We start from the raw sequence: 13,309 nt of genomic DNA, 5'->3' as shown, positions 1-13,309 counted from the left end.
GCCGTGGCCGCCCGTCGCCGCGTCGGCCGCGCCGTGGCCGCCCGCCGCGGTGTCGCCCGCGCCGTTGCCGGCGGCATTGCCGCCATCGGCCATCGCGTCGCCGCCGTGCGCACCCATCGCGCCGCCCTTCTCCGCCCGCTCCTTCGCGGCGCCCTCACGGTCCGGGCCGACGGCGCGGCCGGCCACCGCGGCCACGCCGAACGCGACGACCAGCACCGCCGCGAACCCCGCGAGCTTCGCCGCGACGCTCACGCCGGCACCGCGTCGTAGCCGGCCTCGTCGATCGCCGCAACCACCGCGGTGTCGTCGATGCCGGCACCGGACACGCGCACGAGCTTCGCGCCGAGGTCGACGTCGACCGTCGCGACGCCGGCGACGTCGCCGACCTCGCCGGTCACCGCCACCACGCAGTGCTCGCAGCTCATGCCGTCAACGCGGTAGATCAAAGTCATGGGAGCGTCCTTCACGTCGGGACCAAGTATACGGCCTAGGGGTATCGGCCGGTGTCCGCATGACTATACCCCCCAGGGGTACACGTCGTGAAGTGCGGCTAGCTCGAGTGCGCGGTCGGGCAGTCGGTGATCTGGAAGACCACGTCGGTCCCGTAGCGCGAGTGGACCTTCAGGATCGTGTAGACCCAGTCGCCCTTGCACGCGACCGTCCGACCGGACGCTCGCACCGTCACCGGCGTGTCCCGGTCGGTCTTGCGGAAGCCGCGATCGATGCCGCGCGCGGTGGCGGTCGCCTTGCCCCACCCGCTCCAGTGCAGCTTCGCGAGGTTCACGGCCTGCGCGAACGGCTGGTGCGGCCGCAGCGTGTTGCACGTGCGCGGGCGGTCGAAGACCCGGTGGATCGACGTCGCGCGCGAATTGGCGCAGACCATGTAGCCGCGCTGCGTCTTGCAGAACCCGAGGTCGGACGCGACCGCGGGCGGCACGCCCGCCGGGCAGCCGGTCGGGAAGTCCAGCGACGCGAGCTCGCTCCAGGCCCCGTCCGCCAGGTGCATCACGTGCAGCTTGTCGGAGATGATGTCGAACTCGCAGCCCTCGACGTCCTTGGCGAGCGCGAGCGCCCACGTCCCGTCGACGGTCGACATCGTGATGTCTCCGCACTCCCCGCGGGCACCGTCCAGCCCCGCCGCGACGACGTTCGCCTCGTCGGGGGTCGCCGGCCGGGCGGCCGACGCGACAGAAGCGAACGCCAAGAACAGCAGCAGCGTGAGAATCGGCAGGCGCACGCTGACTAGGGTTGCCGTTCGACGCGCATCGCACGCGCCAACGTGCCACCGAGCACGTGCAGGTCTTCACCGAAACGCACCGTCAAGGGCCCGTCGAACGGCTGGCGTTCGAGCACCTCGAGCGTGTCGCCCAGGCGGACGCCGCGCTCGTCGAGGTAACGGAGCATCGCCGGATCGGAGTCCGAGACGCGCACGAAGCGCCCGCGATCACCCGCCTCCAGATCCGAGAGCCGGCACGAGTCCTCCTCGAGGATCTCGAGGTCGGCCGTCGGGATCGGGTCGCCGTGCGGGTCGTGGGTCGGGTGGCCGAGCTTGGCGGCGATCCGTCCCTCGAGGTACTCGCTGAGCACGTGCTCGAGCGCCTCGGCCTCCTCGTGCACGCGGTCCCACGGCACGCCGAGGTGCTCGGCCAGATAGGTCTCCAGCAGCCGGTGGTGGCGCATGACCTCCAGCGCCACCCGCTCGCCGTCGGGCGTCAGCGCGACGCCCTTGTAGCGCACATGTCGCACGAGCCCACGCTCGTCGAGCTTCTTCACCATCGCCGACACTGACGCCGGGGTCACCCCGAGCCGCTCGGCCAGGGCGTTGGTCGCGACGGTCCCGTCTCCCTGGCGGGCCAGGGAGTAGATCGCCTTCGCGTAGTCCTCGATTGCTTCCGACGGGCGCTCCCGTTCGGCCGCCGCCATCAGGCGGCCACCAGGAGACCGGTCGCGAACATCAGCGCCATGCCCCCAAGGATGCCCGTCACGGCCGTCGGATGCAGCGTCCGCCCCGTTTCGTCGCGCAAAGACGGCATCAGCGTGACGATCACCTGCACGATCGCTCCGGCGCCGAAGCCGAACAGGAACGCCGCAATCGAGGCGTTGTACGCGGCCGAGCCGATCCACGCGCCGAGCACCGCGGGCCCGCCCGCCAGCAGCCCGAGACCGGCCAGCCGCCCCAGCGAGGCCCGCGTCCGGGCGAGCGGCGCGACGATCGCCAGCCCCTCGGTCGTGTTGTGGATCGCGAACCCGATCACGAGGAACGCACCGAGGGCGAGCGCGCCCGCCGCGTAGGCCGCCCCGATCGCCACCCCCTCGCCGAGGTTGTGCAACCCGATCCCCGCGGCGACGAGCATCGCCGACGACCCCGAGCGCCCGCGCAGCCACGACGACACGCCGCTCAAGAACAGATACGCCACGCCTGCGCCGAGGAACACCAGCGCCGCGCCGCCGAACGCCTGCGAGCCCTCGCCCGCCAGCTCGAGCCCCTCCAAGGTCGCGTCCACCGCCAGGAACCCCAGGAGCCCGACGGTCAGCGCCATCAACCCGCGCAGCCACGCCGCCGGCACGCGCCGCAGCCACGGCAGCCAGAGCATCCCCAGCGCGACCGGGATCACCCCCACATAGAGCCCGAGCAGCGCCATCAGCCCGAAGAAGCCGAGGTCGGCCGACGGCGTCTCGACCGCGACCGGGATCTCGTGCACGATCGTCCCGCCGGTCGACGTCACGAGCGCGACCTCGTACGCCTCGCCCTCGACCCACGGCTGCACCACCCGCACCGTTGCCGTCTCCAACCGGCCCACAGCCTCCGCAGGACCCGTGAACTCCGCGAACGCGTCGTTGACGACGACCTGCGCGATCGAGACCGCGTCCGGCCCGTCGTTGCGCACGGTCAGCGCGATCTCGCCGGGGGAGAGAACCGTCCGCTCGACCACGAGCTCCTCGGCGGGCGGCCCGCGTCGCTCCCCCAGCCCCGGCGCGTCCAGCAGCGCGAACAGCGCGAGACCACCCACGATCAGCAGCAGCGGGACGAGCCCCAGCACCCACACCGGCACCCGGACCCCACGCGTCACGGTCCCCATCACGCGACCTCGAAGAAGCCCTGCCAGCCAAGCTCGGTGAACTCGGACTGGTGGGCGTGGAACATGTACTTGCCGGGATGCGCGAAGCGCCATTCGAGGATCCCGCGCTGCCCCTGGCAGAGCATCACCGTGTCGGTCAGCTCGCTGGGCGTCTTCGACGTTCCCGTCGGGAAGTACTCGAACAGGTTCCCGTGCAGGTGGAACGAGTTGATCAGGTCGTACTCGAGCACGTTGACCAGGTAGATGCGGACGAGATCGCCAAGGCGCACCGTGATCGGCCGGTCCATGTACGCGAAGCCGATCGTGTTGGCGGCGTAGACCTCGTTGGCGCGGTCGAAGTTCGTGTCGAACCCGTTCATGACCATCACCAGCTCGTCCGCCTCCTCGCGCGGCTCGGCCGGGTCGATGATGAACGCGCCGTAGAGCCCCTTGGCGATGTGCTCGGCGAGCGGCCGGACGTGGCAGTGGTAGAGGTGCAGACCCGCGGGCAGGGCGTCGAACTCGTAGACGGTCGACCCGCCCGGCTCGATCTGCCCCGCGCCCAGCCCGGGCACGCCGTCCATCTCCGCCGGGTGGATGCCGTGGAAGTGGATCGTGTGTGGGTGCTGGGAGCCGTTGTTGAAGCGGATCTGCAGCCGCTCGCCCTCGCGCGCCCGCAGCGTCGGCCCCGGGATGCGCCCGTTGTAGGTCCAGGCGGTGAACTTCACGCCCGGCATCAGCTCGATCTCCTTGTCGAGCGCGGTCAGTTCCCACGTGCGCACGACGCGGCCGCCGACCTGCGTGGTCGTGCCCCAGTCGAAGTCGCGCACGATCTCGTGCGGGTCGAAGCCGTTGCCCGCGTGGTCGACGGCGACCCCGCGGGCGAAGTTCGCATGCCCGCCGTCATGTCCCGCATGGTTGTGCATCCCGGCGGAATGCCCGCCGGCAGCCCCCGCGTGCAGCAGTGCGCCGGCGCCGAGCAACGGCAGTCCTCCGGCGATCAGTCGACGTCGAGTTAGCTCTGACACGCCACGAATTGTGGCATACCTAAATTTCTGGTGTGAACTTAGTGAGCGTGACGTTCAGGAGACGCGGATCACTTTGGAGCCGGCGGCGGTCGGGCTGACCGCGACGGCAAGCGTGTAGGAGCCGCGCTTGAGCTTGGTGCCGCTGGGCAGCGTGCGCTTGAGCACGTAGGCGTTCGTGCCGGGGCGCGCCAGCTTGCTCCAGCTCGCGACCACGCGCTTGGAGCCCTTCGCCTGAACGGTGAACCGCACCCAGGCAGCGCGCGAGAGCCGGAACGACACGCGCAACTTGCCCGCCTTGGTGCGCAGCGACCCACCGACGGTCAGCTTCGTCAGTGCCGGCGCGGACTCCGGTGCCGGCGAGGCGACGGGCGGGACGGGCGTCGGGGTCGTGGTCGGGGCGGGCGGCGCCGGTGTCGGGGTCGGGGTCGGGGCGGGCGGCGCCGGCGTCGGAGTGGGCGTCGGCGACGGCTCGGAGCCCTGGATCGCGGTCACGGCCGAGTTCGCGTTCAACCGCCCGCCGGTGACGGACTTGCCGGCCATCGCCGGCAAGTGGTCGACGGAGGTCAGCACCGCCCAGCGCAGGAAGGCCGTCGACGCGCCGGGGCGCATGGACAGTGCGAGCGCGGCCACGCCGGCGACCTGCGGTGACGCCATCGAGGTGCCGTCGAGGTAGCGGTACGAGTTCGTCGTGCTGTTGAACGTCGAGTAGATGCCGACGCCGGGAGCGAACAGGTCGACGCTCGTGTCGCCGTAGTTGGAGAAGCCGGCGATCGCGTCCTGGTTGTCACTGGCGCCGACGCAGATCAGGTTGGCCTCCGGCAGCGCGCACGGGTAGGCGTCGCCGGCCGTGTCGGAGTCGGCGTTGTCGTTCCCCGCGGCGACGACGTAGAGCGTGTCCGGGTGGGCGGCGACCGCGTCCTCGATCGCCTGCGAGTACCCGCCGCCGAGCGAGGCATTGACGATCCGCACCCCCGCGTCGCCGGCGTAATCGAAGGCAGAGGCGATGTCGCTCGTCCAGCCGCTGCCGCCGTTGCCGAGCACGCGCAAGGGCAGGATCTTGGCCAGCGGCGCGACACCGACGACGCCGAAGTGGTTCTCCCCCTCGGCGGCGATCGTCCCGGACACGTGCGTGCCGTGGCCGTGCCCGTCCTGCGCGACGTTGTCATCTTCGACCCAGTCCCAGCCGTGCACGTCGTCGGTGAAGCCGTTGTGGTCGTCGTCGGAGCCCGGGGTGCCGCCGAGCTCGGCGGCGTTGGCGGCGACCTGGTTGGCGAGGTCGACGTGGTCGGTGCGCACGCCGGTGTCGACCACGGCGACGGTCACACCCGCGCCCTCGCTCTGGTCCCAGGCGAGCGTGGCGTCGATGTCGGCGCCCGCGGTGCCGGGCACGCTGAAGACGGTCTGCCCGGTGTTCTGGAGCGCCCAGAGCGAGCCGAAGTACGGGTCGTCCATCGTGCGGGTGGCCTGCATACGGCGGTCAGGCTCGGCGTAGACGACGTCGTCGTCGGCGCGCAGCGCGGTGAGCGCCTTGCCGGGGTCGGCGGCGCGGACGAGCTCGGTGCGCTCGAGCGGGAGCGTGTCGACGAGCTTGACCCCGGCGTCGGCGCGCAGCGCCTTGCGCTCCGCGCCGTCCAGGCCCGGCGCGCGCTGGACGATGATGTCGCCCTCCGCGGCCCGAGCCGAAGCCGGAATCAGGAGGAGCAACGCGGCGGCCATGACCAGTGAACGCATCCACTTCCCGTTATCGGCACGGAACGGCCTGGCCTTGAGCGTGCGATCTCTCACATTACCGGTATAGAAATTTCTATCCGGGTAACTTGTGGTCATGGGCACCACTGAGACGCTGCGGAAGCTCCTCGACGGCCGTTATCCGGAGACCCGGGACCGGGTTCGGTCGTGGCTGTCGGAGCCGGGGAACGCTCCGGCCGACGACCTCGAGCTCGAGGAGCACCGCGCCCGTGTCCTGGCGTGGGCGCAGGAGCTGTCCTCCCAGGGCGACACCGCCATCGGCTATCCGGTCGAGTACGGCGGGAAGGGCTCGCCGGCCCGCAGCGTCACCGCCTTCGAGACGCTGGCGATGGGCGACCTGTCCCTGCTGGTCAAGTGCGGCGTGCAGTTCGGCCTCTTCGGCGGGGCGATCCTGCACCTCGGAACCGGACGTCACCACGAGCGTTACCTGCGCGACGTCGCCTCGCTGGAGCTGCCCGGGTGCTTCGCGATGACCGAGACCGGGCACGGCTCCAACGTGCAGGCGCTCGGGACGACCGCGTCCTACGACGCGGCGACGGAGGAGTTCGTCGTCCACACGCCGCATGAGGCCGCGCGCAAGGACTACATCGGCAACGCCGCGCGCGATGGGCGGATGGCGGTCGTCTTCGCCCAGCTGATCGCGGGTGGCGAGCAACGCGGCGTCCACGCGCTGCTCGTCCCGATCCGGGACGACGACGGCGCCTCGCTGCCCGGCGTCCGGCTCGAGGACTGCGGCCCGAAGCTCGGCCTCAACGGCGTCGACAACGGCCGGATCTGGTTCGACCACGTCCGCGTCCCGCGCGAGAACCTCCTGGACCGCTACGCCACGGTCGCCGCCGACGGCACGTACTTCAGTCCGATCGAGAACCCGACCAAGCGCTTCTTCACGATGCTCGGGACATTGATCCAGGGGCGCGTGAGCGTCTCCGGCGCGTCGATCTCAGCGGCCAAGGTCGCGTTGACGCTCGCCGTGCGACACGCGTTGGTGCGGCGCCAGTTCGGCCCGCCCGGTGAGGAGGAAGCGCTGCTGATGGACTACCGCACGCATCAGCGGCGGCTGCTCCCGGCGCTCGCGACGACCTACGCGCTCTCCTTCGCCCAGCAACGGCTGGTGGACGAATTGGACGTGGTCTTCACCACCGACGCCGACGACCGCCTGCGGCGCCAGCTCGAGACGCTCGCCGCGGGCGTGAAGTCGGTCGCCACCTGGCATGCGAGCGACACGATCCAGCGCTGCCGCGAGGCGTGCGGCGGCGCCGGCTACCTGCGCGCGAGCCGCTTCGCCGCGCTGAAGGCCGACACCGACGTCTTCACGACCTTCGAGGGCGACAACACGGTGCTGCTGCAGCTCGCGGCCAAGAACCTGCTGACCGACTACAAGGACGCGTTCGGCGAGCTCGACCCGCTCGGGCTGGCGCAGTTCGTGGCCGGGCAGGCGTGGGGCGTGCTGACCGAGCGCACGCCGCTGCGCAAGCTCGTCGACGGCGGCGACCTGCGCTCGCGCGACACGCAGCTCGACCTCTTCCGCTGGCGCCACGAGCACCTGCTCGAGAGCGCGGCGCGGCGGCTCAAGCGCGGTCTGGACTCCGGGCGCGACCCGTTCTCGGTGCTCGTCGACTGCCAGGACCACGTGCTCGAGGCGGCCCGCTCGTGGGTCGATCTCGTCGTGCTCGAGTCGTTTCCGATCGACCCGGCCGTCGACGCGCTGCGGAGCCTCTACGCGCTGCACACGATCGAGGCCGCGCGCGGCTACTACCTCGAGCACGGGCGCCTGAGCGGCGGGCGCTCCAAGGAGGTCGTCAAGACCGTCAACGCGCTCTGCGCCGAGCTGCGGCCCGACGTGGGCGCGCTGGTCGACGCGTTCGGCGTGCCGGAGAACGTGCTGACGCCGAGCGAGCCAGTGACGGCGTGAGAACGCGGCTCCCCCGCGCCGAGCGCGAGCAGCAGATGCTGCGCACCGCGCGGACGCTGTTCGCCGCGCGCGGGTACGGCGACGTGACGATGGACGAGGTCGCAGCCGCCGTCGGCGTCACGAAACCCCTGCTCTACAACTACTACGGCAACAAGGAGCGGCTCTTCCTGGCGTGCATGAAGCCGGCCGCCGACGCGCTCGTGAAGTCCGTCGTGTCCGCCGTCGCCGCCGCGCCCGATCCCCCCGCCGCGCTGCGCGCCGGCATCCACGCGTTCTTCGCCTTCCTGGACGCCGACGGCGAGGCGTGGCGGGTACTGCACGACGAGACGCTGCCCGGCGGCGGGGAGATCGCCGAGCGCATCGGCGAGTACCGCTCGCGCATGGAGGAGCTGGTCACCGCCGCGTTGCAGGAGCACACCGAGAGCCGCGCCGTCGAGCCGCTGTCCGTCGCCATCTTCGGCGCCGCCGAGGCGCTGGGACGCTGGTGGCTGCGCACCGGCGAGCTGTCGGCCGACCGCACCGCCGAGCTGTTGATTCGCACGATCGAACCCGGATTGAGGATGAGATGAGAACCGAGACCCGACGCGTCGCCATTCTCGGCGGCAACCGGATTCCGTTCGCCCGGTCCAACGGGGCCTACGCGCACGCGACCGACCAGGACATGCTGACCGCGACGCTCGACGGCTTGATCGAGCGCTTCTCGCTCGAAGGCGAGGTGCTCGGCGAGGTCGTCGCGGGGGCCGTCTTGAAGCACGCGCGCGACCGCGATCTGACGCGCGAATCGGTGCTGGGCTCGCGGCTCGCTCCCGAGACGCCCGCCTACGACCTGCAGCAGGCCTGCGGGACCGGCCTGGAGACCGTGATCGCGGTGGCCAACAAGATCGCGCTGGGGCAGATCGACGTGGGGATCGCGGGCGGTGCGGACACCGCGTCCGACGCGCCGATCGCCGTCAACGAGGACCTGCGGCACATCCTGCTCGACCTCAACCGGGCGAAGTCGCTGCCGGGCCGCGCGAAGACCTTGACGCGGCTGCGGCCGGGGCAGATCGTGCCCGAGACGCCGCAGAACGCGGAGCCTCGCACCGGGCTCTCGATGGGCGAGCACGCGGCTCGGACGGCGGTCGAGTGGGGCGTGACCCGCGCCGAGCAGGACGAGCTCGCGGCGGCCTCGCACGTGCACATGGCGGCGGCCTACGAGCGCGGGTTCTTCGACGGGCTCGTCACGCCGTACCTCGGGCTCGAGCGCGACCAGAACCTGCGGCCGGACTCCTCGGTCGAGAAGCTGGCGAAGCTCAAGCCGGTCTTCGGCGGGCCCGAGGGGACGATGACCGCGGGCAACTCGACGCCGCTCACCGACGGCGCCTCGACGGTACTTCTGGCGTCGGAGGAGTGGGCGGCGGCGCGCGGGCTGCCGGTGCTCGCGTACCTGGTCGACGCCCAGACCGCGGCCGTCGATCACGTGCACAAGGGCGAGGGGTTGCTGATGGCGCCCGCGTACGCGATGCCGCGGCTGCTGGACCGGGTCGGGGTGGCGTTGGACGGCTTCGACCTCTACGAGATCCACGAGGCGTTCGCGTCGCAGGTGCTGGCGACGCTGGCGGCGTGGCGCGACCCGGTCTTCGCGCGCGAGAAGCTGGGGCGCGACGCGGCGGTCGGCACGATCGATCGTTCCAAGCTCAACGTCAACGGTGGGTCGCTCGCGGCGGGGCATCCGTTCGCCGCGACCGGCGGGCGGATCGTGGCCTCGCTGGCCAAGGCGTTGCACGAGCGCGGCGGCGGCACCGGCCTGATCTCGATCTGCGCCGCCGGCGGGCAGGGCGTCGTCGCGATCCTCGAAGGTGCCGCATGAGCGATCGCTATTCGCAGCTGGTGCGGTTGCCGGTCGCCGGGACCGTCGCCAAGCGGATCGGGCTGCCGCAGCCGGTGACGTTGGAGCGCGGCCCCGGTCCGGTGCGCGGGCGGGTGCTGCTGGGCGGCGCCGGGCGCTTCGCCGAGGCGGCCGCGCGGGTGCTGGCCGACATGGGCGTCGATGCCGCGACCGCGCTCGACGATCCGGTGCGCGAGCACGCCGCGGCGGCGGGGCTGGACGCGGCGGTCTTCAACCCGGAGGCGCCGGCCGACCGGACGTTCAAGGCGCTCGTCTTCGACGCGACGGGGATCTCCTCGTCGGCGGAGCTCGTCGAGCTGCAGCGGTTCTTCCACCCGACGATCCGGCGCGTGGAGCCCTCCGGTCGCGTGGTCGTGATCGGCGACGGGCGACGGGCGCTCGAGGGGTTCACGCGGTCTCTGGCCAAGGAGGTCGGGCGCGGGGCGACGGTCAACCTCATGCAGGTCACGCCGGGGGCGTCGATCGACTCGACCCTGCGGTTCCTGCTGTCGCCGCGCTCGGCGTACGTGTCCGGGCAGGTCGTGCGGGTCGGGGCGGGGCGCGCGGTCGCGCTCTCCGGTCGCACGGCGCTCGTCACGGGCGCCTCGCGCGGGATCGGCGCGGCGATCGCCGAGGTGCTCGAGCGCGACGGCGCGACGGTCGTCCGGCTCGACCTGCGCGATGCGGAGCTGGAGCTCGACATCACCGCGCCTGACGCGCCGGAGGTGCTCGCCGAGCGGTTCGCGGGCGGGCTCGACATCCTCGTCCACAACGCGGGCGTGACCAAGGACCGCACGCTGGCCAAGATGCCCGAGGAGCGCTGGCAGTCGCTGCTGGAGGTCAACCTGCTGGCGCCCGAGCGGATCACCTCGGCGCTGCTGCCGCTGCTGCGCGACGACGGCCGGATCGTCTGCGTGTCCTCGCTGAGCGCGATCGCCGGCAACGCGGGCCAGACGAACTACGCGACCTCGAAGGCGGGGCTGCTCGACCTCGTCGCCGACCTGGAGACCGAGCGCGGGATCACGATCAACGCGGTGGCGCCCGGGTTCATCGAGACGCAGATGACCGCGGCGATGCCGATCGGCGTGCGCGAGGCGGGGCGGCGGATGAACTCGCTGCGCCAGGGCGGGCTGCCGGTCGACGTCGCCGAGACGGTCGCATGGCTCGCCTCGTCGGGGCTGGAGCGCAACGTCGTCCGGGTCTGCGGCCAGTCGCTGCTCGGATGCTGACGACGCTGCGCGCGGCGCTCCCCGGCCGCGGATCCACGATGCCCGGCGACGTGCTCGAGCGTGAGGTCGCCGTCGATCCCGTCGCGCTGGCCAAGTACGCCCACGTGTGCGGCTTCACGCTGCGCGACGAGCTTCCGCCCACGTACCCGCACGTGCTCGCGTTCGGGTTGCAGATGGCGCTGCTCGCGCAGGCGCCGTTCAGCGCCGTGGGCGTGGTCCACATCGCCAACGCGATCACCCAGCACCGGCCCGTGCGGCTCGGCGAGACGCTGACGCTCGCGGTCTCCGTGAGCGAGCTGCGACCGCACCGGCGCGGGCGCACGTTCGAGTTCCTCACGTCGGTGCGGGCGGGCGAGGAGCTGGTCTGGGAGAGCACCTCGACCAACCTCAAGCGCGGCGCGGGCGACGACGCGGTGAGTGACGACTGGACCTTCGAGCCGCCGCCGGAGACCGCCGAGTGGCGGCTGCGCGACGACCTCGGCCGCCGCTACGCCGCCGTCTCGGGCGATCACAACCCGATCCATCTGCACGGGTGGGCGGCGAAGCCGTTCGGCTTCGAGCGCGCGATCGCCCATGGGATGTGGACGAAGGCGCGCTGTCTCGCCGCGCTGCGGCTGCCGGACGCCTTCACCGCCGAGGTGCGGTTCAAGCGGCCGATCCTTTTGCCTTCGACGGTGACGTTCGGCGAAGCCGCGGACCGGTTCGCCGTGCACGGTCACCTGGAGGGCGTCTTGACCGCGTAGACGTGCTGGACGGCGCCGCGCGTCAGCTCCTCGGTACGGATGAGATCGAGCGTCCCGGGGATCGGGCGGGCGAAGAGGCCGATGCCCGTCCCGAGCACCACCGGCATGTAGGAGACGATCACGTCGTCGAGCTCGCCCGCCTCCGCGAACTGGCTGGCGAGCTCACCGCCGCCCACCACCCACAGGACGCCGTCGCCGGCCGCGGCATGCATGGCGTCGCGATGGTCGGCGACGGACCCCTGGACGAAGTGGACGTCGGCGCCCGGGGGCGTCTCGAACTCCCGGTGGGTGAAGACCCACGTCGGCATGGACCCGTACGCCCACTCGTGGCCGACCATGAGCTCGTAGGTGCTCGCACCGACCGCGAGCGCCGTCACGCGCGCATAGAACGCGTTGTAGTTGGCGTCCCCGCCCTCCAGCGGATTGTCCGCCGCGTCGAAGAGCCATTGCAGGCCGCCGTCGGCCTCGGCGATGTATCCGTCGAGGGACGCGGCGGCGTAGTACTGGGTTCGAGCCATATATGAGGTTCTTACACATGCGCCAGGAACGACTTAGCGCGGGCGTAGGAAACGCTCAGCGATCGGATCGATCCTGCACTACATGAAGATCTACAGGCCGCTCCTCCCCCTCGCCGCAGCCGCGGTGATCGGTGGCGGTGCGGGCGCCGTCGCTACCAACGCCCTCAACGACGACTCCGCTACCACCGTCCGCACCATCACGAACACGCGCACCGTCTCCGCGCCCGCCACGAGCGCGGTCGAGAGCCCGCACGACGTCTACCAGAACGCCAAGGATTCAGTCGCTTACATCACGACCCAGGTCGGCACCGGTTCAGGCTTCGTCGTCTCCGACGACGGCTACCTCGTCACCAACGCCCACGTCGTCGAGGGCGCCAACGGCCAGATCAAGGCCAAGATCGGCGACGGCAAGACGCTCGACGCCAAGCTCGTCGGCCAGGACGCCTCCACCGACCTCGCGCTCCTGAAGGTCGACGCGACCAACCTCAAGCCGCTCGCGCTCGGCGACTCGAGCACCGTCCAGGTCGGCGACCCGGCGTACGCGATCGGCAACCCGTTCGGCCTCGACCGCACGCTCACCACCGGCGTCATCTCCGCGCTGCAGCGCCAGATCTCCTCGCCCAACGGCTTCTCGATCGACGACGTCCTCCAGACCGACGCCGCGATCAACCCTGGCAACTCCGGCGGCCCGCTGTTCAACGCCCAGGGCCAGGTCATCGGCGTGAACTCGCAGATCGAGTCGACCAGCAACACGTCCGACGGCGGCCAGGCCGGCAACGTCGGCATCGGCTTCGCGATCCCGTCCAACACGGTCAAGAGCGTCGTCTCCCAGCTGCGCGCGAGCGGCAAGGTCGCCCACGCCTACCTCGGCGTCCAGACGCAGGACGGCTCGAGCGCCGGCGCGCAGGTGGCCGCGATCACCAGCGGCGGCCCCGCCGCGACCGGCGGTCTGCAGACCGGCGACGTCATCACCTCGATCGGTGGCAAGGCCGTCGCCGACTCGACCTCGCTGTCGGCGGTCGTCGACTCCCACAAGGTGGGTGACCAGGTGCAGGTCCAGGTCACGCGCAACGGCGCCAAGAAGACCCTTACGGTCAAGCTCGGGCAGCGCCCCGACACGACCGCGTCCGACCAGCTGCAGCAGCAGGACCAGCAGCAGCCGCAGCAGACCCCGGACGTCCCGAACCTCGGCGGCGGCTGGTAG

The 13,309-nt window shown here is 71.5% G+C and carries 13 protein-coding genes and 1 pseudogene; 6 read left to right on the top strand and 8 right to left on the bottom strand.

What is annotated here, in order from left to right:
- The 7 genes and pseudogenes from OM076_RS31180 to OM076_RS31150 all read right to left on the bottom strand — a co-directional run.
- A pseudogene (locus OM076_RS31180) lies at positions 1-252 on the bottom strand (hypothetical protein); the annotation flags it as partial.
- Positions 249-467 carry a heavy-metal-associated domain-containing protein gene (locus OM076_RS31175; RefSeq protein ID WP_270044043.1) on the bottom strand — a complete coding sequence of 73 codons (219 nt, stop codon included), beginning with the start codon at positions 465-467 and terminating at the stop codon, positions 249-251. The pseudogene OM076_RS31180 and the gene OM076_RS31175, both read right to left, overlap by 4 nt.
- A gap of 83 nt (positions 468-550) precedes the next feature.
- Positions 551-1,237 carry a hypothetical protein gene (locus tag OM076_RS31170; RefSeq protein WP_270044042.1) on the bottom strand — a complete coding sequence of 229 codons (687 nt, stop codon included), beginning with the start codon at positions 1,235-1,237 and terminating at the stop codon, positions 551-553.
- Between the two features lie 5 nt (positions 1,238-1,242).
- A complete protein-coding gene (locus OM076_RS31165; protein ID WP_270044041.1) occupies positions 1,243-1,923 on the bottom strand; it encodes a metal-dependent transcriptional regulator in 681 nt (226 codons plus the stop codon).
- Entirely contained in the window at positions 1,923-3,080 is a 1,158-nt protein-coding gene (locus tag OM076_RS31160; RefSeq protein ID WP_372518099.1) for a ZIP family metal transporter, read from the bottom strand. Before OM076_RS31160 ends, OM076_RS31165 begins: the two co-directional genes overlap by 1 nt.
- Entirely contained in the window at positions 3,080-4,087 is a 1,008-nt protein-coding gene (locus OM076_RS31155; RefSeq protein WP_270044039.1) for a multicopper oxidase domain-containing protein, read from the bottom strand. The genes OM076_RS31160 and OM076_RS31155 overlap by 1 nt, the downstream gene beginning before the upstream one ends.
- A gap of 54 nt (positions 4,088-4,141) precedes the next feature.
- The gene (locus OM076_RS31150; protein WP_270044038.1) at positions 4,142-5,818 is read right to left on the bottom strand and encodes a S8 family peptidase; all 1,677 of its coding nucleotides are present in this window, start codon (positions 5,816-5,818) and stop codon (positions 4,142-4,144) included.
- A gap of 94 nt (positions 5,819-5,912) precedes the next feature.
- On the opposite strand from OM076_RS31150, the gene OM076_RS31145 reads away from it, so the two are divergent.
- The 5 genes from OM076_RS31145 to OM076_RS31125 are packed head-to-tail and all read left to right on the top strand — an operon-like array spanning position 5,913 to position 11,587.
- The gene (locus tag OM076_RS31145; protein ID WP_270044037.1) at positions 5,913-7,748 is read left to right on the top strand and encodes an acyl-CoA dehydrogenase family protein; all 1,836 of its coding nucleotides are present in this window, start codon (positions 5,913-5,915) and stop codon (positions 7,746-7,748) included.
- A complete protein-coding gene (locus tag OM076_RS31140) occupies positions 7,745-8,317 on the top strand; it encodes a TetR/AcrR family transcriptional regulator (RefSeq protein ID WP_270044036.1) in 573 nt (190 codons plus the stop codon). The genes OM076_RS31145 and OM076_RS31140 overlap by 4 nt, the downstream gene beginning before the upstream one ends.
- Complete coding sequence (locus tag OM076_RS31135; RefSeq protein ID WP_270044035.1) at positions 8,314-9,597, top strand: acetyl-CoA C-acetyltransferase; 1,284 nt, start codon at positions 8,314-8,316, stop codon at positions 9,595-9,597. Before OM076_RS31140 ends, OM076_RS31135 begins: the two co-directional genes overlap by 4 nt.
- Complete coding sequence (locus tag OM076_RS31130) at positions 9,594-10,844, top strand: 3-oxoacyl-ACP reductase (RefSeq protein ID WP_270044034.1); 1,251 nt, start codon at positions 9,594-9,596, stop codon at positions 10,842-10,844. Before OM076_RS31135 ends, OM076_RS31130 begins: the two co-directional genes overlap by 4 nt.
- A complete protein-coding gene (locus OM076_RS31125; protein ID WP_270044033.1) occupies positions 10,838-11,587 on the top strand; it encodes a MaoC/PaaZ C-terminal domain-containing protein in 750 nt (249 codons plus the stop codon). The genes OM076_RS31130 and OM076_RS31125 overlap by 7 nt, the downstream gene beginning before the upstream one ends.
- Here OM076_RS31125 and OM076_RS31120 read toward each other — a convergent pair.
- A complete protein-coding gene (locus tag OM076_RS31120) occupies positions 11,560-12,105 on the bottom strand; it encodes a dihydrofolate reductase family protein (protein WP_270044032.1) in 546 nt (181 codons plus the stop codon). The two genes, OM076_RS31125 and OM076_RS31120, sit on opposite strands and share 28 nt — an antisense overlap.
- Before the next feature lie 82 nt (positions 12,106-12,187).
- Between OM076_RS31120 and OM076_RS31115 the strand changes: the two genes are divergently transcribed.
- Positions 12,188-13,309: a S1C family serine protease gene (locus tag OM076_RS31115; protein WP_270044031.1), complete on the top strand. Its 1,122-nt coding sequence runs from the start codon at positions 12,188-12,190 to the stop codon at positions 13,307-13,309.

Source organism: Solirubrobacter ginsenosidimutans (genome assembly GCF_027587205.1).
The sequence above is the reverse complement of the archived record's forward strand: the minus strand, read 5'-3'. Positions and strand labels throughout refer to the sequence as shown.

Coding starts and splice junctions, on each gene's coding strand:
- OM076_RS31120 (WP_270044032.1), bottom strand. CDS start 12,105: ATGGCTCGAACCCAGTACTACGCCGCCGCGTCCCTCGACGGATACATC.
- OM076_RS31165 (WP_270044041.1), bottom strand. CDS start 1,923: ATGGCGGCGGCCGAACGGGAGCGCCCGTCGGAAGCAATCGAGGACTAC.
- OM076_RS31150 (WP_270044038.1), bottom strand. CDS start 5,818: ATGCGTTCACTGGTCATGGCCGCCGCGTTGCTCCTCCTGATTCCGGCT.
- OM076_RS31145 (WP_270044037.1), top strand. CDS start 5,913: ATGGGCACCACTGAGACGCTGCGGAAGCTCCTCGACGGCCGTTATCCG.
- OM076_RS31125 (WP_270044033.1), top strand. CDS start 10,838: ATGCTGACGACGCTGCGCGCGGCGCTCCCCGGCCGCGGATCCACGATG.
- OM076_RS31160 (WP_372518099.1), bottom strand. CDS start 3,080: ATGGGGACCGTGACGCGTGGGGTCCGGGTGCCGGTGTGGGTGCTGGGG.
- OM076_RS31130 (WP_270044034.1), top strand. CDS start 9,594: ATGAGCGATCGCTATTCGCAGCTGGTGCGGTTGCCGGTCGCCGGGACC.
- OM076_RS31135 (WP_270044035.1), top strand. CDS start 8,314: ATGAGAACCGAGACCCGACGCGTCGCCATTCTCGGCGGCAACCGGATT.
- OM076_RS31115 (WP_270044031.1), top strand. CDS start 12,188: ATGAAGATCTACAGGCCGCTCCTCCCCCTCGCCGCAGCCGCGGTGATC.